General features: G+C 67.4%; 24 protein-coding genes. 16 read left to right on the top strand and 8 right to left on the bottom strand.

Annotated elements, in window-relative coordinates; all coding sequences use genetic code 11:
- Positions 1–67 precede the first annotated feature (67 nt).
- The gene (locus tag BW949_RS08315) at positions 68–1444 is read left to right on the top strand and encodes a pyridoxal phosphate-dependent decarboxylase family protein (protein WP_076365043.1); all 1377 of its coding nucleotides are present in this window, start codon (positions 68–70) and stop codon (positions 1442–1444) included.
- Between the two features lie 63 nt (positions 1445–1507).
- On the opposite strand, the gene BW949_RS08310 is transcribed toward BW949_RS08315, so the two are convergent.
- Both BW949_RS08310 and BW949_RS08305 read right to left on the bottom strand, forming a co-directional pair.
- Entirely contained in the window at positions 1508–1783 is a 276-nt protein-coding gene (locus tag BW949_RS08310; RefSeq protein ID WP_076365041.1) for a hypothetical protein, read from the bottom strand.
- Positions 1784–1952: 169 nt separating this feature from the next.
- On the bottom strand, positions 1953–2408 hold the full coding sequence (locus tag BW949_RS08305; protein WP_076365039.1) for a type II toxin-antitoxin system RatA family toxin: 456 nt from the start codon (positions 2406–2408) through the stop codon (positions 1953–1955).
- Positions 2409–2495: 87 nt separating this feature from the next.
- Here BW949_RS08305 and hpt point away from each other — a divergent pair, with 87 nt between their 5' ends.
- The 7 genes from hpt (at position 2496) to gluQRS (ending at position 9569) form a co-directional block, all read left to right on the top strand.
- Positions 2496–3035: a hypoxanthine phosphoribosyltransferase gene (hpt, locus tag BW949_RS08300; protein ID WP_076365037.1), complete on the top strand. Its 540-nt coding sequence runs from the start codon at positions 2496–2498 to the stop codon at positions 3033–3035.
- Positions 3035–3562, top strand: a complete 528-nt coding sequence (locus tag BW949_RS08295) for a mismatch-specific DNA-glycosylase (protein ID WP_076365035.1) — start codon at positions 3035–3037, stop codon at positions 3560–3562. The genes hpt and BW949_RS08295 overlap by 1 nt, the downstream gene beginning before the upstream one ends.
- Positions 3559–3738, top strand: coding sequence for a hypothetical protein (locus BW949_RS08290; protein WP_076365033.1), 180 nt, complete (start codon positions 3559–3561; stop codon positions 3736–3738). Before BW949_RS08295 ends, BW949_RS08290 begins: the two co-directional genes overlap by 4 nt.
- A gap of 225 nt (positions 3739–3963) precedes the next feature.
- Entirely contained in the window at positions 3964–6732 is a 2769-nt protein-coding gene (gyrA, locus tag BW949_RS08285; RefSeq protein WP_076365031.1) for a DNA gyrase subunit A, read from the top strand.
- A 161-nt stretch (positions 6733–6893) separates the two neighbouring features.
- Positions 6894–7244, top strand: a complete 351-nt coding sequence (locus BW949_RS08280) for a DUF6614 family protein (protein ID WP_076365029.1) — start codon at positions 6894–6896, stop codon at positions 7242–7244.
- A 118-nt stretch (positions 7245–7362) separates the two neighbouring features.
- Entirely contained in the window at positions 7363–8721 is a 1359-nt protein-coding gene (gene trmFO, locus BW949_RS08275; protein ID WP_076365027.1) for a methylenetetrahydrofolate--tRNA-(uracil(54)-C(5))-methyltransferase (FADH(2)-oxidizing) TrmFO, read from the top strand.
- Positions 8697–9569 carry a tRNA glutamyl-Q(34) synthetase GluQRS gene (gluQRS, locus tag BW949_RS08270; RefSeq protein ID WP_076365025.1) on the top strand — a complete coding sequence of 291 codons (873 nt, stop codon included), beginning with the start codon at positions 8697–8699 and terminating at the stop codon, positions 9567–9569. The genes trmFO and gluQRS overlap by 25 nt, the downstream gene beginning before the upstream one ends.
- On the opposite strand, the gene hisI is transcribed toward gluQRS, so the two are convergent.
- Positions 9566–9925 (bottom strand): phosphoribosyl-AMP cyclohydrolase, encoded by a 360-nt coding sequence (gene hisI, locus BW949_RS08265; protein ID WP_076365023.1) that lies wholly within the window; start codon positions 9923–9925, stop codon positions 9566–9568. The genes gluQRS and hisI overlap by 4 nt on opposite strands.
- A gap of 59 nt (positions 9926–9984) precedes the next feature.
- Here hisI and BW949_RS08260 point away from each other — a divergent pair, with 59 nt between their 5' ends.
- The 3 genes from BW949_RS08260 (at position 9985) to BW949_RS08250 (ending at position 11218) form a co-directional block, all read left to right on the top strand.
- Positions 9985–10440, top strand: a complete 456-nt coding sequence (locus BW949_RS08260) for an iron-sulfur cluster assembly scaffold protein (protein WP_076365021.1) — start codon at positions 9985–9987, stop codon at positions 10438–10440.
- A gap of 197 nt (positions 10441–10637) precedes the next feature.
- Positions 10638–10793, top strand: a complete 156-nt coding sequence (locus BW949_RS08255) for a light-harvesting protein (protein WP_076365019.1) — start codon at positions 10638–10640, stop codon at positions 10791–10793.
- Positions 10794–10807: 14 nt separating this feature from the next.
- Positions 10808–11218 (top strand): light-harvesting protein, encoded by a 411-nt coding sequence (locus BW949_RS08250; protein WP_076365017.1) that lies wholly within the window; start codon positions 10808–10810, stop codon positions 11216–11218.
- Between the two features lie 217 nt (positions 11219–11435).
- Here the strand turns inward: BW949_RS08250 and rpoD are convergent, their stop codons facing one another.
- The 3 genes from rpoD to BW949_RS08235 all read right to left on the bottom strand — a co-directional run bounded on the left by rpoD (position 11436) and on the right by BW949_RS08235 (position 17306).
- Complete coding sequence (gene rpoD / locus BW949_RS08245; RefSeq protein WP_076365015.1) at positions 11436–13427, bottom strand: RNA polymerase sigma factor RpoD; 1992 nt, start codon at positions 13425–13427, stop codon at positions 11436–11438.
- Between the two features lie 247 nt (positions 13428–13674).
- The gene (gene dnaG / locus BW949_RS08240) at positions 13675–15657 is read right to left on the bottom strand and encodes a DNA primase (RefSeq protein ID WP_076365013.1); all 1983 of its coding nucleotides are present in this window, start codon (positions 15655–15657) and stop codon (positions 13675–13677) included.
- A 179-nt stretch (positions 15658–15836) separates the two neighbouring features.
- Positions 15837–17306 carry a Glu/Leu/Phe/Val family dehydrogenase gene (locus BW949_RS08235; protein WP_076365011.1) on the bottom strand — a complete coding sequence of 490 codons (1470 nt, stop codon included), beginning with the start codon at positions 17304–17306 and terminating at the stop codon, positions 15837–15839.
- 429 nt (positions 17307–17735) lie between these two features.
- On the opposite strand from BW949_RS08235, the gene BW949_RS08230 reads away from it, so the two are divergent.
- The 3 genes from BW949_RS08230 to BW949_RS08220 are packed head-to-tail and all read left to right on the top strand — an operon-like array spanning position 17736 to position 20627.
- Positions 17736–19475 (top strand): TadE/TadG family type IV pilus assembly protein, encoded by a 1740-nt coding sequence (locus BW949_RS08230; RefSeq protein ID WP_076365009.1) that lies wholly within the window; start codon positions 17736–17738, stop codon positions 19473–19475.
- Positions 19475–20062: a TadE/TadG family type IV pilus assembly protein gene (locus tag BW949_RS08225; RefSeq protein WP_076365007.1), complete on the top strand. Its 588-nt coding sequence runs from the start codon at positions 19475–19477 to the stop codon at positions 20060–20062. Before BW949_RS08230 ends, BW949_RS08225 begins: the two co-directional genes overlap by 1 nt.
- Before the next feature lie 13 nt (positions 20063–20075).
- Positions 20076–20627 carry a hypothetical protein gene (locus BW949_RS08220; protein WP_076365005.1) on the top strand — a complete coding sequence of 184 codons (552 nt, stop codon included), beginning with the start codon at positions 20076–20078 and terminating at the stop codon, positions 20625–20627.
- A gap of 46 nt (positions 20628–20673) precedes the next feature.
- Here BW949_RS08220 and BW949_RS08215 read toward each other — a convergent pair whose 3' ends face one another.
- Both BW949_RS08215 and thyX read right to left on the bottom strand, forming a co-directional pair.
- Positions 20674–21567 carry a type II toxin-antitoxin system death-on-curing family toxin gene (locus tag BW949_RS08215; RefSeq protein WP_083947667.1) on the bottom strand — a complete coding sequence of 298 codons (894 nt, stop codon included), beginning with the start codon at positions 21565–21567 and terminating at the stop codon, positions 20674–20676.
- A 16-nt stretch (positions 21568–21583) separates the two neighbouring features.
- A complete protein-coding gene (gene thyX, locus BW949_RS08210; protein WP_076365001.1) occupies positions 21584–22498 on the bottom strand; it encodes an FAD-dependent thymidylate synthase in 915 nt (304 codons plus the stop codon).
- 218 nt (positions 22499–22716) lie between these two features.
- On the opposite strand from thyX, the gene BW949_RS08205 reads away from it, so the two are divergent.
- Both BW949_RS08205 and BW949_RS08200 read left to right on the top strand, forming a co-directional pair.
- Entirely contained in the window at positions 22717–23658 is a 942-nt protein-coding gene (locus tag BW949_RS08205) for a transferrin-binding protein-like solute binding protein (protein WP_076364999.1), read from the top strand.
- Complete coding sequence (locus BW949_RS08200; protein ID WP_076364997.1) at positions 23610–25145, top strand: hypothetical protein; 1536 nt, start codon at positions 23610–23612, stop codon at positions 25143–25145. Before BW949_RS08205 ends, BW949_RS08200 begins: the two co-directional genes overlap by 49 nt.
- The last annotated feature ends 20 nt before the right edge of the window (positions 25146–25165 follow it).

The following is a 25165-nucleotide window of genomic DNA, read 5'->3' as shown; positions in this document are numbered from 1 at the left end:
AGGGCCAATCGGCCGCCTTGCCTTGGCCCTCGCCGCATGGCCCTATGCCGCCCAGGAGGGTCTTGCCATGAACCATGACGATCTGCGCGACTGGTCGAAACGCGCCGCCGACTGGGCGCATGCCTATCACGCCGGGCTGCGCGCGCGCCCGGTGCGCCCCGATATCGCGCCCGGCACGCTGGCCGCGCGCCTGCCCGCCGCGCCCCCGGAAGGCCCCGAGCCGATGGAGGCGATCTGGTCGGATTTCCTCGATCTCGTGCCCGAGGGGCTGACCCATTGGCAGCACCCGCGCTTCTTTGCCTATTTCCCGGCCAATGCCGCGCCGGCCTCGATGTTGGCCGAACAGCTGGTCAATGCGATCGCGGCGCAGGCGATGCTGTGGCAGACCGCGCCCATCGCCACCGAGATGGAAGAGGTCATGGTCGCCTGGATGGCGCAGGCGCTGGGGCTTGAGCAGCGCCGCGGCGTGATCCACGACAGCGCCACCACCGCCACCCTGTCGGCGGTGCTGACGATGCGCGAACGCGCGCTGGGATGGGCGGGGCTCGAGGACGGGCTGTCCGGCGGACCAAGGGTGCGGATCTATGCCTCGGATCAGGTCCATTCCTCGGTCGACAAGGCGGTGCGCGTGGCCGGGATCGGCCAGTCGAACCTGGTGCGCATCCCCACCGATGCCGGCGGCGCCATGCAGGCCCAGGCGCTGGCCGCCGCCATTGCCGCCGATCGCGCGGCGGGGGCCTTGCCCGCGGGCGTGGTCGTCTGCGCCGGCGGCACCGGGGTCGGTGCCTTTGACCGGGTGGGCGAGATCGTGGACCTGGCCCGCGCCGAGGGGCTGATGAGCCATGTCGATGCCGCCTGGGCCGGAAGCGCCATGATCTGCCCCGAGTTCCGCCCGCTCTGGGCCGGGGCCGAGCGCGCCGATTCCGTGGTGATGAACCCGCATAAATGGCTGGGCGCGCAATTCGACTGCTCGATCCAGTTCCTGGCCGATCCCGGCCCGCAGATCCGCACGCTGGGGCTGCGGCCCAGCTACCTCGAGACGCCGGGCCAGGACGAGATCACCAATTTCAACGAATGGACCGTGCCGCTGGGTCGGCGCTTCCGGGCGCTGAAGCTGTGGTTCCTGCTTCGGGCCGAGGGGCTTGAGGGGCTGCGGGCGCGGCTGCGCAACCATGTCGCCTGGGCCGAGGCCGCGGCGCAGGATCTGGCGCGGCTGCCGGGTGTCGAGATCGTGACGCCGCCGTCGCTGTCGCTGTTCAGCTTCGCGCTGGCGAGCGAGGCCGCGACCGAGGCGCTGCTGACACGGATCAACGCCGACGGGCGCATCTACCTGACCCAGACGCGCCACCGCGGCCGTTATGTGATCCGCGTGCAGGTGGGCCCCTATGCGACCACGGCCGAGGATGTGGCCATGATCGCCCGCGTGGTCGAGGAGCTTCTCTGAGAACGCGCGCCGGTCCCGCGGTGATGTGCGCGCGGGGCCGGTGCAGGGGCCCCGTGCGACGGGTCAGCGGCAGACGGCTTCGACCGCGATCGCGCGGCGGCGCAATTCGGTGTAGAGCGCGGGCACGACGCGCGGTCCGTTGACCGCCCGCGCCAGCGCATCGGCCAGCTGTCCTTCGCTGGCGCCCGCGCGCACGCGCCAGACCATGCGGCGCGCCACGCCGTCGTCATAGACGATTTCAAGTCCGTCGCCGCTGCGCGCTGCGCGCAATCCCAGAAAATCCACGCCGCTTGCGCTGTGGAACGCCTTGGTGGCCGTTGCCATGATGTGACTGCCCATGCCTCGAAAGATGCCGCGGCGCGGGATCGTTTGTCGGCCCGCGCTCAGGGCGGCAGAATGGCGCTGCGGGGCGGTGCCGGTCAATCGGGCGCAGGCGGGGTGTCGCGCGTTGGTCACGCGCCTGCGTGATCTGTGCAACACCTGTGGCCGCGGCCCTGGCCTTGCCCCGTCAGGGGCGGCCGTAAAGCTGTTCGGCGCGGGTCTCGAAGGCGCGCACGATGCGCCGCATCGCCTCGTCGAAGACGACCCCGATCACCTTTTGCATCATGAGGTTACGGAATTCGAAATCGACGAAGAAGGCCACGTCGCAGCCGCCGCCGGGGCGGTCGGTGAACTGCCAGGCGCTCTTGAGATAGCGGAAGGGCCCATCCAGATATTCGGTCTCGATCAGCTTCTTCTCGGGCCAGAGTGTGACCCTGCTGCCAAAGCGTTCGCGGAACACCTTGAACGAGATCACCAGATCGGCCTCCATGATCCGGGCGCCATCCTCGCGCGGGCGGATCGAGCGGATGCGCGCCGCCGCGTTCCAGGGCAGGAACTCGGGGTAACGGGCCACGTCGGCCACCAGATCATACATCTGCTGGGCCGAATACGGCATGATGCGGTCTTCCTCGTGCCGGGGCATGGCATTCCTTCCGGGCTGTGACGCAGGAGCGGGTGACGGCGCGCGACTCTTTGGGCTAAAAGAGGGGCGGAAATCAAGGGGGCGAAAATGCCGGATCGTGCCTATGTCATCGACGAACTGATCTCAGCCAAGGCCATCGCGGCGCGGATCGAGGCGCTGGCGCGCGAGATCACCGCCGAATTTGCCGACACCGACAAGCTGGTCGTGGTGGGGCTTCTGCGCGGCTCGTTCGTGTTCATCGCCGATCTGGTGCGGGAATTGCCGCTGCCGGTCGAGGTCGATTTCCTCGAGGCCTCGAGCTATGGCAACGCCACCGAGAGCACGCGCGAGGTGCGCATCCTCAAGGATCTGCGCTCCGGCATCGAGGGGCGCGACGTGCTGGTCGTCGAGGATATCGTCGACACCGGCTTCACGCTGAGCCATGTGCTCAAGCTCCTCGAGGCGCGCAAGCCCCGCCGCCTCGAGACCATCGCCCTTCTCGACAAGCCCTCGCGGCGCGAGGTCGAGATCCGTGCCACCTGGACGGGCTTCGAGATCCCCGATGAATTTGTCGTGGGCTATGGCATCGACTTTGCCCAGCGCAACCGCAACCTGCCGCATATCGGCAAGGTCCGGTTCCTGGACTGATGCTGCCCGACCTGCTGGCGCCGGGGCTGGATGTGATCTTCTGCGGCACGGCGCCGGGGCGGATGTCGGCTGCGCGCGGGCATTATTATGCCAATCCTGGCAATCGCTTCTGGGCACTTCTTGAAGCGCATGCGATCACCCCGCGCCGGCTGTCCCCGGCCGAGGATCACCTGATGCCCGGCCTCGGGCTGGGGCTGACGGATCTGGCCGAGAAGGGCGTGGCGGGTCAGGATGCCGAGATCCCGCCCGGCGCCTGGCGCCCCGAGCGGCTGCGGGCCCATCTGGAGCACCTGCGCCCCGGTGCGGTGGCCTTCACCTCGCTGACGGCAGCGCGGCTGGCGCTGGGGCGGCGGGTCGTGGCGGGGCGTGGCGATGCGCTTGCCGGGCCCCTGTCCGCCGGGCCCCTGTCCGATGTGGCGGTCTTCGTGCTGCCCTCGCCTTCGGGGCTGGCGCGGCGGCATTTCCGTGACGCCCCCTGGGCGGAACTGGGCGCCTGGTTGGCCCTGCGTCGGGAGGAACGGCGATGAACCTGACCTGGCTTCTGCGCATGGCCCGCTGGGCGCGCCACCCGCCCTCGGCGGCGCGGGTGAAACTGGTGCTGGTCGTGGTGGCGCTGGTCTTTGGCCTGTGGGGGATCGAGGCGCTGGGGCTCTGGCCCGACTGGGCGCAGCTCGACCGCCCGCCCCGCCCGCCGCGCCCTTGAACGAACGGCCCCGCAATCGGCCCTGAAATCGGCCATGCGCCTTGGGCATGGGGTGTTGGCACGGGCTCTGCTTTGCGCGCGGCGCGTGCGGGCGCGTGATGCGCGAGCGCGCGCGGGCGGGCGCGAGGCGTTGCAGCCCAGAGCTTGCGCGGCTATAGTCGCACACCACCAAGATATGGCCTCGGTTCGAGCGTGGCCGAACAATTGAAACCTAGGCGGGCCAACGTGAGCGATACCCCAGAAACCCCTGACGATTCGAACGAAATCCGGCCCCGGGCCGAGGATCACGCGGGGCCCGCGGTCTCGATCACGCGCGAGATGCGCACCGCCTATCTCGACTACGCCATGTCGGTCATCGTCAGCCGGGCCATTCCCGACCTGCGCGACGGGCTGAAGCCGGTGCACCGGCGCATTCTCTATGCGATGCACGAGACCGGCAACACCTTCGACAAGCCCTATCGCAAGTCGGCCCGCCCGGTCGGCGACGTGATGGGGAAATACCACCCCCACGGCGATGCGGCGATCTATGACGCGCTGGTGCGGATGGCGCAGGATTTCTCGATGTCGCTGCCGCTTCTGGACGGCCAGGGCAACTTCGGCTCGATGGACGGCGATTCGGCCGCGGCCATGCGCTATACCGAGGTGCGCATGGCCAAGGCGGCGAACTTCCTTCTGGCCGATATCGAGAAGGACACCGTCGACTTCCAGGACAATTACGACGGCAAGGACCGCGAACCCACCGTCCTGCCGGCGCGTTTTCCCAACATGCTGGTCAACGGCGCGGGCGGCATCGCCGTCGGCATGGCGACCAACATCCCGCCGCACAACCTGGGCGAGGTGGTCGATGCCACGCTGGCGCTGATCGACAACCCCGACATGTCGACCGAGGCGCTGATGGAGATCGTCCCCGGCCCGGACTTTCCCACCGGCGGTCAGATCATGGGCCGGGGCGGCGCGCGCAAGGCCTATCTGGAGGGGCGCGGCTCGGTCATCATCCGCGCCAAGACCCGCGTCGAGGAGATCCGCAAGGACCGCTTCGCCATCATCGTCGAGGAAATCCCCTATCAGGTGAACAAGGCCACGATGATCGAGAAGATCGCGGAACTGGCCAAGGAAAAGCGGATCGAGGGCATTGCCTCGATCGCCGATGAATCCGACCGCGTCGGCGTGCGCGTGGTGATCGAACTCAAGCGCGACGCCACCCCCGATGTGGTGCTGAACCAGCTCTTCCGCTTCTCGCCGCTCCAGACCAGCTTCGGCTGCAACATGCTGGCCCTGAACGGTGGCCGGCCCGAGCAGCTGACCTTGCGCGATTTTCTGACCCATTTCATCACCTTCCGCGAGGAAGTGGTGGCGCGGCGCACCGCCTACGAGCTGCGCAAGGCGCGCGAGCGCAGCCATATCCTGTGCGGTCTTGCGGTGGCGGTGTCGAACGTGGACGAGGTGGTCGCCACGATCCGCGCCTCGGCCGATCCCGCCGAGGCCCGCACCCGGCTTATGGAACGGCGCTGGCCGGCCCATGACATCGCCGAATATATCCAGCTGATCGACGATCCGACCCACAAGATGAATTCGGACGGCACCTACAACCTGTCCGAGACGCAGGCGCGCGCCATTCTCGAGCTGCGCCTGCAACGCCTGACCGCGATGGGCGTCAAGGAGGTCACCGACGAGCTTCAGGAGCTGGCCGCCAAGATCCGCGACTATCTGGCGATCCTGGCCTCGCGCGAGCGGATCATGGGCATCATCGCCGACGAGCTGCGCGAGGTGCGCGAGCTTTTCGCCGTGCCGCGCCGCACCGAGATCGTGGATTGGGCCGGCGATCTCGAGGACGAAGATCTGATCGAGCGCGAGGACATGGTCGTCACCATCACCTCGGGCGGCTATATCAAGCGCACGGCGCTGGCCGAATTCCGCGCCCAGCGGCGCGGCGGCAAGGGGCTGGCCTCGATGGCCACCAAGGAAGACGACGTGGTGACCACGCTCTTCGTGGCCAACACCCATACCCAGCTTCTGTTCTTCACCACCGACGGCATGGTCTATTCGCTCAAGTGCTGGCGGCTGCCACTGGCGGGGCGCACCTCGAAGGGCAAGGCCATCGTCAACATCCTGCCCATCCCCGCCGGGGTCACCATCGCCGCGCTGATGCCGGTCGATGCCCCCGAGGAGGAATGGGACGGCTATCAGGTCTTCTTCGCCACCTCGGATGGCGACGTGCGCCGCAACGCGCTGTCGGATTTCGCCAAGGTGATGAAGAACGGCAAGATCGCCATGAAACTGCCCGAGGGCGTCAGCCTTGTGAACGTGCGCATGTGCACCGAGGGCGACGACGTGATGCTGGTCACCGCGCAGGGGCGCGCGATCCGCTTCCCGGTGCCGGAAGTGCGCGTCTTCAAGGGCCGCGATTCCACCGGCGTGCGCGGCGTGCGTCTGGCCGAGGGCGATCGCGTCGTGTCGATGTCGGTCATCCGCCATTTCGAGGCCGACCCGCAGGAACGCGCCGCCTACCTGAAACAGCGCCGCCTGATGGCCGGCGTCACCGAGGACGAGGGCGCCGACGACGACGAAGAGGCCGTGGCCGAGGGCCAGCTCAGCCCCGAACGCTATGCCGAGATGTCGGCGGCCGAGGATCTGATCCTGACCATCACCGCCAAGGGTCTGGGCAAGCTGTCCTCCAGCCACGACTACCCGGTGCGCGGGCGCGGCGGCCAGGGCGTCATGGCCATCGACAAGGGGATGCGCGGCGGCGCGCTGGTTGCGTCCTTCCCCGTCGAGACCAGCGATCAGGTCATGCTGGCCACCTCGACCGGCCAGTCGATCCGCTGCCCCGTCGACGGGATCAGCTTCCGGTCGCGCTCGGCCGGCGGGGTCAAGGTCTTCGACACCACCCGCGGCGAGGAAGTCGTGTCGGTCGCGCGCATCGCCGAGAGCGCCGAGGACGAGATCGCCCCGGATGGTGCCGCGGGAGAGGACGCGGGACAGGACGCGGGCTGAGCGCGCCTTCCCTTCCGCCTGAAGACAGGGCCGGCGCCTGCAAAGCGCCGGCCTTTCTTGCATTTCAGCCGAAATTGACGCGATATTCGGCGTTTCGCGGCGGGATTTAAGTCTTTCTAAAAGGTGTCGTGGTTCACTTTCCCGATAGTTGGGAGGTCGCCATGAACCTGTATCACTGCATGATCGAACTGAAGGACGACGCCAAGGCGCTGGTCTTTGCCGCCGCGGTCGACAACTGGATGGAACATCTGCGCGCGGCGGGGGTGATTTCCGACTGGCGGCTGTTGCGCCGCAAGATGGGGCTGGCCTCGGACACCTATCTGGATTTCCTGCTGGAGATCGAGGTCGAGAACATGGCCCAGTTCGACCGCGCCTTCAGCTATCTGGGCTCGGGCGACGAAGATGCCGCGCGCAAATACGAGCACATGCATCAGCTGATCGGGGCGCGCAAGATCGCGCTCTATCGCCCCTATCCCGACGCCGAGCGGGTCGAGCGGATGGCGATCATCTGACGCCCCTCCCCGCGGCATGTCCGTGATCGGCGGTCTATCGGGTATAGGCGGGTCCGCGTGGCGCCGGGCGCCCGCGCACGGGGCTTGCAATCGGCGCGCGCACGGCTAAACCCGCGCCATGACCGAAACGCATTCTACCCAAACGCTCCATATCGTCGGCGCGGGCCTTGCGGGCTCGGAAGCCGCCTGGCAGGCCGCCCAAGCCGGCGTGCCCGTCACCTTGCACGAGATGCGCCCCGAACGGGGCACCTTTGCCCATCGCACCGGCCTGTGCGCCGAGATGGTCTGCTCGAATTCCTTCCGCTCGGACGATGACGAGAAGAACGCCGTCGGCCTTCTGCATTGGGAGATGCGCGCGGCGAGTGGCCTCATCATGGAGATGGCCGACCGTCACCGTCTGCCCGCGGGAGGCGCGCTGGCCGTGGACCGCGAGGCCTTTGCCGAAGCCGTCACCGAACGGCTGCGCGCCCATCCGCGGATCCGCTTCGTCCCGGGCGAGATCACCGATCTGCCGCGGGACGGGCAGTGGATCATCGCCACGGGGCCCCTGACCTCCGACGCGCTGGGGCAGGCGATCGCCGCGGCGACCGGGCGCGCGTCGCTGGCCTTCTTCGACGCGATCGCCCCCATCGTGCACGCCGACACGATCGACATGGACATCGCCTGGCGCCAGAGCCGCTATGACAAGGGCGACACCGAGGACGAACAGAAGGCCTATATCAACTGTCCGATGACGCGCGACGATTACGAGGCCTTCATCGACGCGCTCCTGGCCGCCGAGAAGACCGAGTTCCACGACGGCGAGACGGCGGGCTATTTCGACGGCTGCCTGCCGATCGAGGTGATGGCCGAGCGCGGGCGCGACACGTTGCGCTTCGGGCCGATGAAGCCCGTGGGGCTGACCAACCCGCATTGCCCCGAGCAGAAGCCCTATGCCGTGGTGCAACTGCGTCGCGACAATGCGCTGGGGACGCTCTACAACATCGTCGGCTTCCAGACGAAGATGAAATACGGTGCCCAGCTCGAGGTGTTCCGCATGATCCCCGGTCTGCGCGAGGCCGCCTTCGCGCGGCTGGGCGGCATCCACCGCAACACCTTCCTGAATTCGCCGACCCTGCTCGATGACCGCATGCGGCTGAAATCGCATCCGCATCTGCGCTTTGCCGGGCAGATCACCGGGGTCGAGGGCTATGTCGAAAGCGCGGCGATGGGGCTTCTGGCCGGGCGCATGGCGGCGGCGGCGCTCCAGGGGCGCGACCTGCCCCCGCCCGGCCCCGAGACCGCGACCGGGGCGCTGGTCCATCACATCACCGGCGGCGCCGAGGCGCGCAGCTTCCAGCCGATGAACGTGAACTTCGGGCTGTTCCCGCCGATCGAGGCCAGGGGCGGGCGCCGGGGCCGGGCCACGCGCTATCCCGCCTATACCGCCCGCGCCAAGGAGGCCTTCGGCCAATGGCTGCTGGACGCGCAGGGCTGAGACGCACGCGCTTTGCGCCCTCGCCCACGGGGCTCTTGCATCTGGGCCATGCGCATGCGGCGCTGGTGGCGCAGGGGCGCGCCGATCCGGGCGAATTCCTGATCCGCATCGAGGATCTGGACCGCGCCCGCTGCCGCCCCGAACACGAGGCCGCGATCTTCCGCGATCTGGCCTGGCTGGGGCTTGACTGGGCGCCGCAGGTCTGGCGCCAGTCGGAACGCGCGGCGGTCTATCGCGCGGCGCTCGTTCGGCTGGCGGCGCGCGGGCTGACCTATCCCTGCCGCTGCACGCGCGGCGATATCCGCGCGGCGCTTTCCGCCCCCCAGGAAGGGGCGCCCGTCGCGGGGCCCGACGGTCTGGTCTATCCCGGCACCTGCCGCGGCCGGCCGATGGCCGAGGCCGCCCCCGGCGACGCGATCCGGCTTGATATGCGCCGGGCGCTGGCCGCCCTGCCCCGCCTGCCCAGCTTCACCGAGACTGGCGCGCTTCATGCCGGGTGCCACCGCCCCGACCCCGACTGGCTGGTCGCGGGCTGTGGCGACGTGATCTTGTGGCGGCGCGACATGGGCGCGGCCTATCATCTGGCGGTCGTGGTGGACGATGCTGCGCAGGGCATCACCGAGGTGACGCGCGGCGCCGATCTTTTCGAGGCGACCTTCCTCCATGTGCTGTTGCAGGCACTTCTTGACCTGCCGGTCCCGGCCTATCACCATCATGCGCTGATCCGCGACGATGCCGGCAAGCGTCTGGCCAAGCGCGACGACGCGCGCGCGCTGGCGACCTTGCGCGCCGAGGGCGCCTCCCCGGCCGATATCCGCGCGATGATCGCGGCCCAGATCGGCGCCTAGAGCATCGGCTTCATGATCTCGGTTTCCGCGCCGTCGCGGATGGCCGTGTAGAAGCACGAGCGGCGGTTGGTGTGGCAGGCCGGCCCCTCCTGGCGGACCAGCACCAGCAGGCAGTCGCGGTCGCAATCCACGCGCATCTCGACCAGATGTTGCAGATGCCCCGAGCTTTCGCCCTTGACCCAGAAGCTCTGGCGCGAGCGCGACCAATAGGTGACGCGCCCGGTCTCGAGCGTGCGGGCCACGGATTGGGCATTCATCCAGGCCATCATCAGCACCTCGCCGGTTTCGGCGTCCTGGGCGATGGCGGGGATCAGGCCGTTGGTGTCGAAGCGCAGGCTGGAAGGGTCGAAGGGCATGGGCTATCTCTCCTGGCTGAGGGGCGGCCCCTCTCTAGCGCCGGCCACGAGGGAAGACCATGACGGATCTGGTGAAGCTCTATTCGACGCAAGTGCTGGCGCTGGCCGCCGCGATCCCGCATCTGGGCCGATTGCCGGCGCCACAGGGGCGCGGCGTGGCGCGATCGCCGACCTGCGGCTCGGAGGTGGCGGTGGAGCTGTGCCTGGAGGGCGGGCGGATTTCGGAATTTGCGCAAGAGGTGCAGGCTTGCGCGCTGGGTCAGGCGGCGGCGGGGGTGCTGGGCGGCGCCGTTCTGGGGCGCAGTCCCGACGAGATCTGGGCCGCGCGCGCCGATCTTGCGGCGATGCTGAAAGGCGGGCCGGTGCCCGCGCCGCCCTTTGCCGCGTTCGAGGCCTTGCGCGCGGCGAATGAATATCCGCATCGCCATGCCTCGGTGCTGCTGGCGCTGGACGCCACGATTGCGGCGCTGCGCGATGCCGGCGCGCTGCCGCCCGCGCCGGCAAGCGGGGCCTGATCCCGCCGCCGCGCACGCGGTTGCCGGAGGTGTTGCCGGAGCACAATAGGTCGCACCCAGACCCGATTGCGAGGCTCACGTTTCCGTGATAGGCTGTGCAGGCCGACCCCTTTTACCGTTCCGCGCTGCCGCGGGGCATGTGGCGCAGCCGCGTCCGGGGGTCCGACGCAGTCGAACACCGTGAGGGGAGACGACCCATGACCGATGATCCGAACAAAGTCTGGCCGACGGGCCTGACCCTGGCCGAAGCCGAGGAAGTGCAAGCGCAGCTGGTGCTGGGCACCCGCGTTTTCGGCGGTATCGCGCTGCTGGCGCATTTTCTGGCGGCGATCGCCACGCCGTGGCTGGGCTGAGGGGGAACTGAGCTATGAATAACTCGAGCATCTGGCTGGTGGTCAAACCGACCGTCGGCGTTCCGCTGTTCCTGGGTGCCGTGGCGCTGTCGTCCTTTGCCGTGCACTACATGATCGTCAAGAACACCACCTGGATGGGTGCCTATTACCAGGGCTCGGCCGTGGTCGAGGCCCCGGCGGTGACCGAAGCGCCGGCCGTGGTGGAAGAAGTCGTGGTTGAGGAAGTGGTCGTGGTGGAAGAAGCCCCGGCTGCGGAAGAAGCTGCTCCGGCCGCCGAGGAAGCCCCGGCCGCGGAAGAAGCCCCGGCTGAGGAAGCTGTTCCGGCCGCTGAAGAAGCGCCCGCCGAAGAAGCCGCTCCGGCTGCGGAAGAGGCCCCGGCTGCTGAGGAAGCTCCGGCTGCGGAAGAAGCCCCGGCCGCTGAATAATCCGGCTGCGGTCTTTTTCAGACCTTGCTTCAACCGGTCGCGTTCAGGCGCGGCCGGTTTTTTCGTGTTTCGGGGTAGCAAAGGGGGCGCTGCCCCCTCTTTGCGCGGGGCGCGCAAATTCACCCCCGGGATATTTGGGCCAGCTCGAACGGAAAACGGGCCCGGCGCAAGAGAACGCACGGGCCCGGTATCTTCGAGACGGTGACGCCGCCGGGCGTCACTGGTCGAGGAAGGAGCGCAGCTTGCGCGAGCGCGAGGGATGCTTGAGCTTGCGCAGCGCCTTGGCCTCGATCTGGCGGATCCGTTCGCGGGTGACCGAGAATTGCTGGCCGACCTCTTCCAGCGTGTGGTCGGTGTTCATGCCGATGCCGAAGCGCATGCGCAGCACGCGTTCTTCGCGCGGGGTCAGCGAGGCCAGCACGCGGGTCGTGGTTTCCTTGAGGTTTTCCTGGATCGCGCTGTCGAGCGGCAGGACCGCGTTCTTGTCCTCGATGAAATCGCCCAGCTGGCTGTCTTCCTCGTCGCCGATGGGGGTTTCGAGGCTGATCGGTTCCTTGGCGATCTTCATCACCTTGCGGACCTTCTCGAGCGGCATTTGCAGCTTCTCGGCCAGTTCTTCGGGCGTGGGTTCGCGGCCGATCTCGTGGAGCATCTGCCGGCCCGTCCGCACCAGCTTGTTGATCGTCTCGATCATGTGCACGGGGATGCGGATGGTGCGGGCCTGATCGGCGATCGAGCGGGTGATCGCCTGGCGGATCCACCAGGTCGCATAGGTCGAGAACTTGTAGCCGCGGCGGTATTCGAACTTGTCGACCGCCTTCATCAGGCCGATGTTGCCTTCCTGAATGAGATCAAGGAATTGCAGCCCGCGGTTGGTGTATTTCTTGGCGATCGAGATCACGAGGCGGAGGTTGGCCTCGACCATTTCCTTCTTGGCCTGGCGCGCTTCCTTCTCGCCCTTCTGCACCTGGTTCACGATGCGGCGGAATTCCGAGATGTCCACGCCGACATATTGGCCGACCTGGGCCATCTCGGCGCGCAGGTCCTCGACCTTGTCGCGCGAGCGTTCGATCAGCGCCTGCCAGCCGCGGCCGGGTTTCTCGGCCATCCGGTCGAGCCAGGTCGGGTCCAGCTCGCAGCCGCGGTATTCGTCGATGAATTCGCGGCGGTTGATGCGGGCGGCATCGGCCAGCTTCACCATTGCGCTGTCGATCGACATGATCTTGCGGTTGATGCCGTAGAGCTGGTCGATCAGGGCCTCGATGCGGTTGTTGTGCAGGTGCAGCGAATTCACCAGCTCGACGATCTCGGAGCGCAGCGTCTGATAGGCGACCTCGGCGGCGGCCGAGAAGCTGTCGTCCTCGTTCAGGGTGGCCGACATGCGCATGTCCTGCATCTCGGACAATTGCGCGTAATCATGGGCGATCTTCTCGAGGGTCTCGAGCACGCGCGGCTTGAGCGCGGCCTCCATCGCGGCAAGGCTCATGTTCGAGCCTTCGTCGTCGTCCTCGTCGTCGTCGTTGCGGATGATCGGGTTGCCGTCGGCGTCCAGTTCCGGCTCGGCGCTGCCCTCGGCGCGGCGCGGGGCGGCCTCGCCCTCGGGCATCGGGGTGACGACGGGTTCCTCGAGGTCGTCCTCCTCGTCGAGCGAGCGCCCGAAGGTGGCGTCGAGGTCGATCACGTCGCGCAGCAGGATGTCTTCGCACAGAAGCTCGTCGCGCCAGATGGTGATCGCGTGGAAGGTCAGCGGGCTTTCGCACAGGCCCGCGATCATCGTGTTGCGGCCGGCCTCGATGCGCTTGGCGATGGCGATCTCGCCCTCGCGCGAGAGCAGTTCGACCGAGCCCATCTCGCGCAGATACATGCGCACCGGGTCGTCGGTGCGGTCGAGCGTCTCGCTTTGCGTGGTGGCCACGGCCACTTCGCGCGAGGTCGAGCTTTGCGCCACCACCTCGCCGCCTTCGTTGTCCTCGGCCTCGTCGGCCTCGATGACGTTGATGCCCATTTCCGAGAGCATCGACATCACGTCCTCGATCTGTTCCGAGGACACCTGCTCGGGCGGCAGGACGGTGTTCAACTGGTCATAGGTGATATAGCCGCGTTCGCGCGCCTCGGCGATCATCCGCTTGACCGCCGCCTGGCTCATGTCGAGCGTATGCGCGGCGTCCTGATCGTCCGGCTTGGCGTCGTCGGTGTCTTTCATGGCCATTGCATTCCTTGGGCGGGTGGTCGTCTGGCGAGTGTCGGGAGAAGGTCTTAGGCGTTCCGCAATCGACCGCACGCCGGGGAGGGCTCCGGCGGCGCAAGTCTGGAAACGGAGCGAATCAGGGTATTCAGGCGAATCATTACCGAACTTGTTATCGAATCGAGACGCCGAATCACAGGGGCGAAAACGGTCCTTTGCGCCCTTGTGACGGGAGTTTTTCCCGTTCGGGGCCGCCGGAGCGGTGGTCGTTTCAATCGCGGTGCTTGCGCCATGCCTGTCCCTCGATCAATGCCCGTATCCGGCCCGAAAGCTCGGCGTGGTTCTCGCCCTTTTCCTCGGCCTGCTCGAGCGACAGCCGCTCGGCCCGGCGCCGCTCCTGCGCGGTCTGGCTCAGCCGCCAGGTCAGCCCCTCGTCGGCCAGCCCCTCGATCTGTTCCATCGCTTCGGCGATCTCGGCCGGGCAGGCCCGCGCCGCGATCAGCCGGGCCAGCGTTTCCTCCAGCACCGCGCGCACGAAATCGGGCGCGGCCTCGGGGCGCGCGGCGGGCGAAATGCGCACATGGGGAAGCCGGCGCAGGCTTTCAAGGCTTGCCGCGCAATCGGGGGGCAGATCGTCGCCGTGCTGGCTCTGGGCCAGCAGCGCATGCAGCAGCGCCTCGCGGTCGGGGGTCGACATGGCCAGCACCTCGAGCCGGCTCTCGACCGCCTCGATCTGATCGGGATGGGCGGCCAGGATCGCCAGGATGGTGGTTTCCTGCACATCCTCGACGATGCGCGCGCCGGGGGCCGACAGGCTCGAGGCGCGGGTCGCGGGCAGAACCCCCGGCGAAGGGGCATTGCCGGGGCGGAAGCGGCCGTCCGCGGGGAACCAGCCGCCCTGCCCCTTGCGCCCGCCCTGCCAGCCGCCGCCGGTCTCGGGCCCGCTGCGCCGCGACCGGCCCGGCGTGGCCGCGCCGAACAAGGCCGCGCGCAACCGCTCGATCTCGGCGCCGTAATGGCCGCGCAGGCCCGGATCCTGGATCCGCCCGATCAGCGCGCGCAGCCGCTTGTCCAGCCCCGCGCGGCGTTCGGGGCTGTCGAAGACCTGGCCTTCGGTCTCGCGCGCCCAGAGCAGGTCGACCATCGGCCGGGCCTCCTTCAGAAGCGCGGCCATGGCCTCGCGGCCCTCGGCACGGATCAGATCGTCGGGGTCTTGCCCGCCCGGCAGCACCACGAAGCGCAGCCCCTTGCCGGCCTCGAGGAGCGGCAGCGCCAGGTCGATCACCCGATGCGCCGCGCGCAAGCCCGCGGTGTCGCCGTCCAGCGCGATCACCGGCTCGTCGTGGATGCGCCACATCAGCCGCAGCTGGTCTTCGGTGACAGCGGTCCCGAGCGGCGCGACCGCGCCTTCGAACCCGCCTTCCGCCATGGCGATCACGTCCATGTACCCTTCGCAGACCACCAGCGGCGCGCCGCGTCCGCAGGCCTCGCGCGCGCGGGCGATGTTGTAGAGCGCGCGCCCCTTGTCAAAGAGCGGCGTCTCGGGCGAGTTGAGATATTTCGCCCGTGCGTTCGGGTCCATCGCGCGCCCGCCCAGCCCGATGCAGCGCCCGCGCGCGTCGCGGATCGGGAAGATGATGCGCCCGCGGAAGCGGTCATAGGGGGCGCGGCCGTCGTCGGGGCGGGCGGCAAGGCCGGCCTCGATCACGCGTTCGGGGTCGGCGCCGCGCTGGGTCAGCGTGGCAAAGAGGCCCTGCCGCTGGTCGGGGGCAAAGCCGATCTCGAAGGTCTCGATCGCGGCCTCGGACAGGCGCCGGCGCGCCAGATAGGCCCGCGCCTCGGCCCCGGCCGCGCCCTTGAGCTGCACCCGGTAATGGCGCACGGCCTCGTCCATCAGGCGCGCCAGCTCGGCCCGGCGATCCTCGCGCCTGGCCTGGGCGGGGTCGCGCGCGGGCATCTCCATGCCGGCCTCGCGCGCCATCACCTCGACCGCCTCCATGAAGGACATTCCCTCGGCCTCGCGCAGGAAGGTCAGCGCGTCGCCGCTCGCATGGCAGCCGAAGCAATGGTAGAAGCCCTTGCGGTCATCGGCATGAAAGGACGCGGTCTTTTCGTGGTGAAAGGGGCAAGGCGCCCACCAGTCGCCCCGCCCCTGGTTCGATTTCTTCAGATCCCACGTCACCTTGCGCCCCACGATCTGGCTGATCGGGACGCGGTTGCGCAATTCGTCGAGAAATCCGGGTGGCAGACTCATGGCGCGCAGTATCCGGGGGAGCGCCGCCCAAGTCGAGAGGCGACAGAGAGGTTTCGCCGGGCCGCGAAAGGGGGCACGCGGGCGGCCCCTTCCAGCGTGCTCGCGCCTTGTCCGAACAGATGTTGTCCGATCCCCCCGTGCCCGATCACGGACAATTGGGGATCACAGGAACTCGGGGGTCACAGGCCCTTGGTCTGGTAGGACCGCGCCACCCGGCTGATCGCGGTGACATAGGCGGCCATGCGCAGGTCGGGCACTTCGGCGCGCGCATGCCAGATCTCGCGCATGGTCTGATAGGCGTCGCGCATCGTGTCATCGAGCCCCGAGCGCACCAGCTCCAGCTCGTCCGCGCCGCGCAGGAAGCGCGTCTTGAAATCGGGTGCCAGCGTCCAGCCCAGCCCCTTGTCCGCCGACAGCCGTTCCAGTTCGTTGACCAGCAGGTGGTTGCGCGCCTCCTCGGCCCGGCGCTGCATCCGCCCGAAGCGGATATGGCTGAGGTTCTTGACCCATTCGAAATAGGACACCGTGACCCCGCCGGCATTGGCATAGAGATCGGGGATGATGACCACGCCGCGCTCGCGCAGCAGCGCGTCGGCCGCGGCGGTGATGGGGCCGTTGGCGGCCTCGATGATGAGCGGCGCGCGCACCCGCGGGGCGTTGTCGCGGTGGATCACCCCCTCGAGCGCGGCGGGGATCAGGATATCGCATTCGGCCTCGAGCAATGCCGCCGCGTCCTCGACATAGGTGCCGACCGGACAGCCGGTGACGCCGCCGGTCTGGCGCAGCCAGGCGGTCACCTGTTCGATATCGAGACCGTTCTCGTCCCACAGCCCGCCGTCGCGTTCGGCCACGCCGACGATGCGCACGTCATCTTCCAGCGCCAGGAACCGCGCGGCATGGCTGCCCACATTGCCCAGGCCCTGCACCACGACGCGCTTGCCCGAAAGCCCGCCCTCCAGATGCGCCAGCCCGACGTCGCGCGGATGGCGGAAGAATTCGCGCAGCGCATATTGCACGCCGCGGCCCGTGGCCTCGACCCGGCCGTGGATGCCGCCCGCCTCGAGCGGCTTGCCGGTCACGCAGGCGCGCGCATTGATGTCCGAGGTGTTCATCCGCGCATATTGGTCGGCGATCCAGGCCATCTCGCGTTCGCCGGTGCCCATGTCGGGGGCGGGCACGTTCTGGGCGGGATTGATGAGATCGCGCTTGATCAGCTCATAGGCGAAGCGGCGGGTGATCTGTTCCAGCTCGTGCGGCTCCCAGGCGCGGGGGTCGATGCACAAGCCCCCCTTCGAGCCGCCGAAGGGCACCTCGACCAGCGCGCATTTGAGCGTCATCAGCGCGGCCAGCGCCTCGACCTCGTCCTGATCGACCGCCAGCGCATAGCGGATGCCACCCTTGACGGGCTCCATGTGTTCGGAATGGACCGAGCGATAGCCGGTGAAGGTGTGGATCTGCCCGCGCAGGCGCACGCCGAAACGCACCGTGTAGGTCGAATTGCAGACGCGGATCTTCTCGACCAGGCCGGGCGAGAGATCCATGACCGAAACGGCACGGTTGAACATCAGTTCCACCGATTGGCGGAACCCCGGTTCGTGGGCGGCTTCGGTCAGGCCGGAGACCTGGGCGCCGGAAGCGGTGTCGGACATGGCGGTTTCTCTCCCCTTGGATGGCGGCTTTGCGCCCCGGCAATCTAGCGCGCGGAACGGGCGCAGCCAATTCGCCCCTCCGGATTCTTGTTCCCGGATCTTGGCTGGCACGGCGCGCGAATCGGCCGGTGGCTGCAATTTCGATAAAATCTTACCAAACGGTTTCCCGACAAAAGGTTAACGGAATGGGGCCGGGCCGGTGCCGAACTTGCGCTGTTTTTGGAAACGACGCGCCGGGCTGGCGCGGGATCGTTGCGCGCGCGCGTCCAATGCCCGCGTCCCTGCCCCGCATTCGCCTCATTTCGGCCCAACAGGTGGGGGTATTCTTGTCCCCGGCCCAAGGTCTGCCCGCGTGGTCTGTTCCCGTGGCCGGATCACCGGGGCCCGTCCGTCCAGACGGCGGGCGTCCCCTTGGGGAAAGGATGAACGATGCACAACAGGCCCCATCTGCCCGATGCCGACCGCGCGCCCCCCCCTGCCGGGACGGGCCCGCGCCCGGCTGCCCGTTTTCCGCAGACCCTTGCCGGGGTCGGCGCCGATCTGGCCCGCGCCAGCCGCGCCCGGCTGCGGGGCTTTGCCCGCGCGGAAGACGGGGCGCTGATCGCGCTGTCGCTCTACATCTTCATTGCGATGCTGCTGCTGTCGGGGGTGGCGATCGAATTCATGCGCCAGGAAGAACGGCGCACGATCGTGCAGAACACCGCTGACCGGGCCACGCTGGCGGCCGCCGATCTCAGCCAGAGCATGAACCCCACCGATGTGGTCGTGGATTACTTCGACAAGGCGGGCCTGGGCGGGCTGAACGTGGTGCCGACGGTGGCCACCGGATCGTGGGGGGCGTCGAAGACCGTCTCGGTCGACATCGCCGCCACCTACCCCACCTTCCTGGCCTCGCTCGTGGGGCTGGACGAGATGACCGTGGCCGCGCAATCGACCGCGACCGAAAGCATCGGCCTGGTCGAGATCTCGCTCGTGCTCGACGTGTCGGGCTCGATGGGGGATCCGGTCTATTCGGGCCGCAGATATCTTGGCCGGCGCATCGATCTGCTGAAATCGGCGGCCAATGATTTCGTGGACACGATGTTCGAGAACGTGCAGCCCGCGGGCGCGCCGGCGGGCCGGCTGGCGATCTCGGTCGTGCCTTATAACCAGCAGGTGACGCTGGGCACCACCACCGCGCGCTATTTCAACCTGTCGAACGATCACAGCCAGAATACCTGCGTCGATTTCTACGATTTCGATTTCGGATCGGCTTCCGTGTCGCCGGCCGCTGCATTGCAACGCACCATGTGGGGCGACAGCTTCGACTATGCGCAATGGGGGTTCTCGACACCGAATTACTGGCAGATCCAGAACTGCGTCGAGGTTTCGCGCAATTCGGTTCTGGCCTTCTCGAACAGCCAGACCGACATCAAGAACAAGATCAACAGCCTGGACGCCGATGGCGATACCGCGATCGACATCGGGGCGAAATGGGGCTTTGCGCTGCTGGATCCGGCGGCGCGGCCGGCGCTGAATGCGATGATCTCGGCGGGCGATGCCTCGGCTTCGCTCAGCGGGAGGCCTTATTCCTATAATGAACGCGACGCGATGAAGGTCATGGTGCTGATGACCGACGGCCAGAATACGCGCTCCTATTCGCTCAAGCCCGCCTATCGCAGCGGCACCTCGCCCGTCGTGTCCACACGCGGCGCGAATGACACGCGCGAAGATTCGCTCTACTATTACAATTCGTATTACAACTACTATTATCGCTTCTACGACAACCGCTGGATTGCGGCCTGGAGCATGCCACGCACCTATCCCGTCAGCTACGAAGCCATGTATGCCCGCTGGCCGGTTCAATATGTGGTCAACAAGTATCTGTCCAAGGCGTGGAACATGAATTCCACCACGCTTTACAATCAGATGACGCTGCAATCGGAATATGACGACAAGGACACGCGGCTGCATAATCTGTGCGAAGCGGCCAAGGATGCCTCGGCAGCGGGCGATGCCAATAACCTGCTGATCTTCACCATCGCGGTGGATGCGCCCACCGATGGCAAGGTCGTCCTGGAAGATTGCGCCACCGCCAAGGCCACCGCCTTCGACGTGACCTCGGTCGAGATGAGCGAGGCCTTCGCCGGCATCGCGGCCTCGATCAACGCGCTGAGGCTGACCAACTGATGCCGACGGGCGCGCATATCCCCTGCGCTGCGGGCGCCAGAAGGCCTGTCGCCGGGCGCGGCCGGGCGCGGCTGCGACGGTTCCTGCGCCGCGAGGATGGCGCCGTCACCATTCCGGCGATCATCTTCATCCCCTTCTTCCTGATGATCATGTTCTCGTCGATCGAATTGTCGTTCCTGTCGATCCGGCACATGCTGCTGGAACGCGCGGTCGATGACGTGGCGCGGGTGCTGCGGCTGGGCATTGCGCCGCTGCCGCCGCTTCAGGATCTCAAGCGCACCTTGTGCGGACGCGTGGCGCTGGTGCCCAATTGCATGAAAGATCTGGCCGTCGAGGTCGTCGAGATCGACAAGACCACCTGGAGCTCGACCACGGCCGGGCAGCGCGTCCCTTGCGTCGACCGCTCGCTGGTCACCCAGCCCGACACCGAGGTCGAGCGCGGCGCGGCCAACCAGCTGATGCTGATGCGCGCCTGCCTCAAGGTCCACCCGATCATGCCCACTTTCGGCATCGGCCCGCTGTTGCCGCTGGACAGCGAAGGCACGCTGGCGCTGGTGTCGATGACCGCCTTTGTCAACGAGCCATGAGGGGGGACGGCACATGAGCCTGATGCGTGATCTGCGCCGTCTCCTGCGGCGTTTTGGCGCCGACGAGACGGGCTCGACCCCGGTCGAGGGCGTGTTGTCGGTCGTGGTCCTGGCCTGGTGGCTGGCGGTGTCGTTCCAGTTCACCGAAGCCTTCCGCACCCGCGCCACCAACGTCAAGGCCTCCTACACGATTGCCGACGCCATCTCGCGCGAGCGGGCGCCGGTCAACGACGCCTATATCGACGGGCTCAAGAAGCTGTTCGACTATATCACCCAGTCGAAATACGACAGCTGGATCCGCGTCAGCTCGATCTACTGGGACGCCCAGCAGAACCAGTTTCGCGTGGACTGGTCGCATGCCACCGGCTCGATCCCCGCCCAGACCGACGCGTCGATCGCCAAGGAGGCCGACCGCATCCCCGCGATGCCGGTGGGCGATACCGCGCTGGTGGTGGAAACCGCGATGCGCTTTGACCCGATCTTCGGGATCGGCATCGGCTCGGGCTGGCACAACAATTTCGTCGTCACCCGCCCCCGCGGCTTCCGCGTCGTCTGGGAAAACTGAGCGCGTCGGGTTGGTTTCACACAAGAGAACTCGTTAAATGAACCGCCTAGCGGTATGCCAGGTTTTGCAGCGCGGTGCGATAGCTCTTAATCAATTGAAAGGTTGGTTGCGCATCTCTGAGAAGAACTTCTCCGTCAAAACCATCTTGATCGGTAAGACCACACGCCTGCCTGACAAGCTTTAGTGTGCTATCCGCTACCTCGGCGCCTTCCCCATGGTAAGAGATATTTGTAACAACGACGTCTGCCTTCTCGATCCTGTCCGACCGGAAGAAGCGCGGGACGCGCTTGCTTTCAGTTCTCACGATGTCAATCGTCCCCTTGTATGCATTCTTGCATGAAAATCCGTTAGCCTCAAGAATTGAACGGAGCTCTCTGAATCTGAGCCGGCAATTCATGGGTTGAGTCCTTCGAGAGTTTTTCTGCAAGTATCTCGAGATGTATTCAATGGTGGGTCGCTGCGCCCCCTTTTTCTTAAGGGATTTTATCGCGGCTCTTTGCTCAATAGTGTTATCTGCAATTGACACGATGAAATCCTCGAGGTTTTTTTCTCGTCCCGTAGGGACTCGACCCATCCTATGTAGTTGCAGGAGTAGGCATAGCAGTGCAGTTCTTTTGTTTGCATCGTGGAATGGATGGTTCTTTACTATCCCAAATACAAGTGTGGAAATCGTTTCGAAGCCTTCAAGATCCGATATCTCGCTATACGTGGAATACTGTCGATCGACGGTCGATAAAAACCCATTGAGGTCACGAAATCCTATTCCGCCGAGGCCGTAATCCTCACGAAAGAAAAAGTCTGCGATGGCGAAGTGAGCGTCAAGAACCTCTTCATAGGTGAGCTGAAAGGGTCTTCTGCCCGCCAGGTCAGAGTCAGGGATTTGTCTTGCGTGATAATCCCGGAGTTCTCGAACTTTTTTCGATAGCAGCAAAGAAAGCAAGTTATCCTCTCGACGTTCAGCCCCATTCCTCGACGAATTCGCGCCATTCGCCCTTGCTCATGCCCGAGGTTTCCTCGGTCACGGTCTCGCCGGCCAGGCGGCGTTTCAGGACCGCGCGGGCCTGGGCCGACAGGCTTGCCGCGCCCAGCCGGTAATCGGCGAAGGCCTCATAGGCCAGCGGCACCCAATCCTTGACGATCTCGGCCATCTTCTCGGCATAGATGCGGATCTCGTATTGGGCGTGGTGATCGGCGCGCAGGCGCAGGAAGTGGAACAGGTTGTGCAGATCCACCTTCCAATACCATTGCGTATAGACATTGGCCGGCAGGTTCATCCGCGCCAGCTCGCGCGCAAGGCCCTGCTTGCCGGCCTCGGGGTCGGGGGTCAGCATGTCCTCGTAATGGTCATAGGCGCGGGTGGCATCCTCGCGCAGGATGTCCAGCACGCGCTGCGCCTCGGCCCCCTCCAGAAGCTGGCCGCGGCCCTGATTGTTGGTGCGCGATTGCGCGGCCAGCTGTTCGGGCGCGGGGATGTAGAATTCGCGGTCCAGCACCGAATAGCGGGCGGAATATTCGTTCACGTTGGCGGTGCGGTGGCGGATCCACTGGCGCGCCACGAAGATCGGCAGCTTGACGTGGAACTTGACCTCGCACATCTCGAAGGGCGTCGAATGCCAGTGCCGCATCAGATAGCGGATCAGCCCGCGGTCGTCGGACACGGCCTTGGTGCCGCGGCCATAGCTGACGCGGGCGGCCTGGCAGATGGCACCGTCGTCGCCCATGTAATCGACCACGCGGATCAGCCCGTGATCGAGGATCGGATGGGCGATGTGAAGCTGGGCCTCCATGCCCGGCGCGACCGCGCGCAAGGTGGGGCGCGGCTCGGCGCGGGCGGCCTCGATCTCGGCCTGCTGTTCCGGGGTCAGGGCCATGCAATCCTCCGTTCGATCAGAATCGCGCCCAAGGCGCGTTTGCGCTTTCATAGCCGCTGACCCGGCCTCGGGCCACCTGCATCGCGTCCGGCGCGGGGGGTGCATCAAAGCCGCACCGGGGGCCAAAACGACCCCACGTCATGCAAACGCGTTGACTTCGCGTCCCCCCTTCGCCAGCTTTCGCCCGAGGCAAGCTTCAACAAGAAAGCTATCGAGACATGATGCGTGCGATCAAGAGCATGGCAGCGGCCGTGGCCGTGGCCTCGTGCGGGGCAAGTCCGCTGGTGACGGCTTCGTCGAATTCGGGCGGCGGCACCACCACGGCGGCGATCCCGGCCGATCTGGCCGTCAACGTCAACAAGATCGTCTATGACCCCGGCACCACCCCCGGTGGCGGCACGATCCAGATCGAGATTGCCAGCCTCGACACCACGCCGCTGACGGCGACCTTCACGCGCGATGCCTCGCTCGATGTCACCGGCTACAAGGCCTTCCGCATGCAGGAGGACGCGCTGGACCGGATGTTCATCGCACTGGCGGCGGAAAGCGCGGATGGCTCGGTGCGCGCGGCCACGGTGGGCGATGGCGGCCAGTTCAACCGCTATTTCGCCGGCGGCTATTACGAGCGCGACGGCGCTTTCGACGCCCCCCCCGTCAACAGCGCCACCCCCGGCTCGGGCCAGGTGTCCTATGCCGGCAGCTATGCCGCCGTCACCAACGTGGGGCTGGCCGCGGGCGGGCCGACGGATGTGACGCTGCCCATCCCCGCCGGCACCGACCCGTCTCTGACGCCGTCGCAGCCCGCGCGTGTGGCGGGCGACATCTTCCTCAATGCCAATTTCGCCGACAGTTCCGTCAACGGCTCGATCTATAACCGCGTCATCGTCGACAGCGGTTTCTCGCTTGATGACGTGATCCTGGTCGCCGCGACCATCGACGGAAACGGCACCTTTGCCGGCACGACGGAAAATCCCGCGCAGGTGGGCACCGGCACCTATGGCGGCATTTTCGGCGGCACCGATGCGGCGGCGGTCGCGGGTGTCGTCCATCTCGAGGAATTCGAGAGCACCTGGACCAACGAACAGGAACATGGCGTCTTCGTGCTGACCCAATGCGGTCTGCCCGGAAGCGCGCCGATCTGCGCAACCGTCGCCCCCTGATGGCGCGTGCGGGCGCATGCCGGGGCGGGGCGGCCCTGCGCCGGGCCGTTCTGGCGCTTGCCCTGGCGCTGGGGACGGTGCCGCTGGCCGCCGGCGCCGAGACCGCCGCACCGGTCCCCGACCGCACGCCCGACACCGTGGACACGCCCCTGCCCGTCTTGCGCATTGCCGGGCTGCGGGCGTTTCAGGCCGGCGATCTGGATCTGGCCCTCCGTATCGCCGAGGCGCTGGTCGCGGCCGCGCCGGGCGACAGTTTCGGCCATTTCCTGGCCGCGCAGATCGCCGCCCAACGCGGCGACGCGGGGCCGGCGCTGCGGGCGGCCGCGCGCGCACATGACACCGCCCGCACCCCCGTTCAGCGCCACCAGAGCGCCGAGCTGGCCGCCGCAGCCGCGCTGAAACTCGGCCGGACCGGCCGCGCCGCCCGCTGGGCCGAAACCGCCGCGGCCGCCGCCCCCGATCCCGCCCGTGCCGCGCGCGACCGCGCCATTGCCGCGCGTCTGCGCGCCGCCAGCCCCTGGCGCGGCCAGCTGAGCTTTGGCTTCACGCCCTCCTCGAACGTCAATGGCGGCGCGCGCGACCGCTTCAACGTGATCGACGGCGTGCCGGTGGTGGGGATCCTGTCGGGCGATGCGCAGGCGCTCTCGGGGGTGATCGGCGCGCTTGACGCCAGCGCGCGCTATCGGCTGGGGGCTTCGGCGCGCGCGCGCACCGATCTGCGCGGCCGGCTGTCGATCCGCGAGGTGCGCCTGTCGGATAGCGCGCGCGCCCAGGCGCCGGGCGCGCGGGGCAGCGACTTTGCCTCGGCCAGCGCCGAGATCGGCCTGTCGCATCTGCGCAGCCTCGATGCGCAAACCGCGGTGACGCTCGATCTGGGGATGGGCCGCGCCTGGGAGGCCGCGCCCCTGCCCGGCCCGGTGCTGCGCTATGATCCGCGCCAGCCCAGCTATGATTTCGTCACCGCCAGCGCCGGTCTGCGGCGCAAGCTGGGCGGCGGGCTGGCCGATCTGTCGGCCGGGCTCGAACGGCGCATCGACGCGCAGAATGCGCTGGACGACGCCCATATCCGCCGGCTGGCCCTGGGCTGGACGGGCGACCTGCGGCTGGGCGGTGTTCCGCGCGGCCAGCTGGGGCTGAGCTGGTCGGTCGAGACCACCGACACCGACCGCCCCGGCTTCGATCATGTCTCGCGCCGTCTGATGGCGCGGCTGGTGCCGGTCCTGCCCGCCGGTCTGCCGCTGGGGCTGGCGCTCTCGGCGGGCACCGAGGCGCTGGATTATCGCCGCTATAACGTGGGCTTCATTCCCGTGCCCGGCGGGCGGCACGACACGATGATCTTTGCCGATGCCGAGATCTGGTCGGACCGGCTCGACATGGCGGGGTTCTCGCCGCGTCTGCGGCTGCGCAGCCTCTCGGTCAGCTCGAACGTGAGCCGCTTCGAGCGATCCGAGCTTTCCCTCGGGCTCGGTCTCAGGCACTCTTTCTGACGGCCCGCCCCCAGGGGGCA

Origin of the sequence: Phaeovulum vinaykumarii (assembly GCF_900156695.1) — a bacterium.
GTDB classification, from domain to species: domain Bacteria; phylum Pseudomonadota; class Alphaproteobacteria; order Rhodobacterales; family Rhodobacteraceae; genus Bieblia_A; species Bieblia_A vinaykumarii.
The sequence above is the reverse complement of the archived record's forward strand: the minus strand, read 5'-3'. Positions and strand labels throughout refer to the sequence as shown.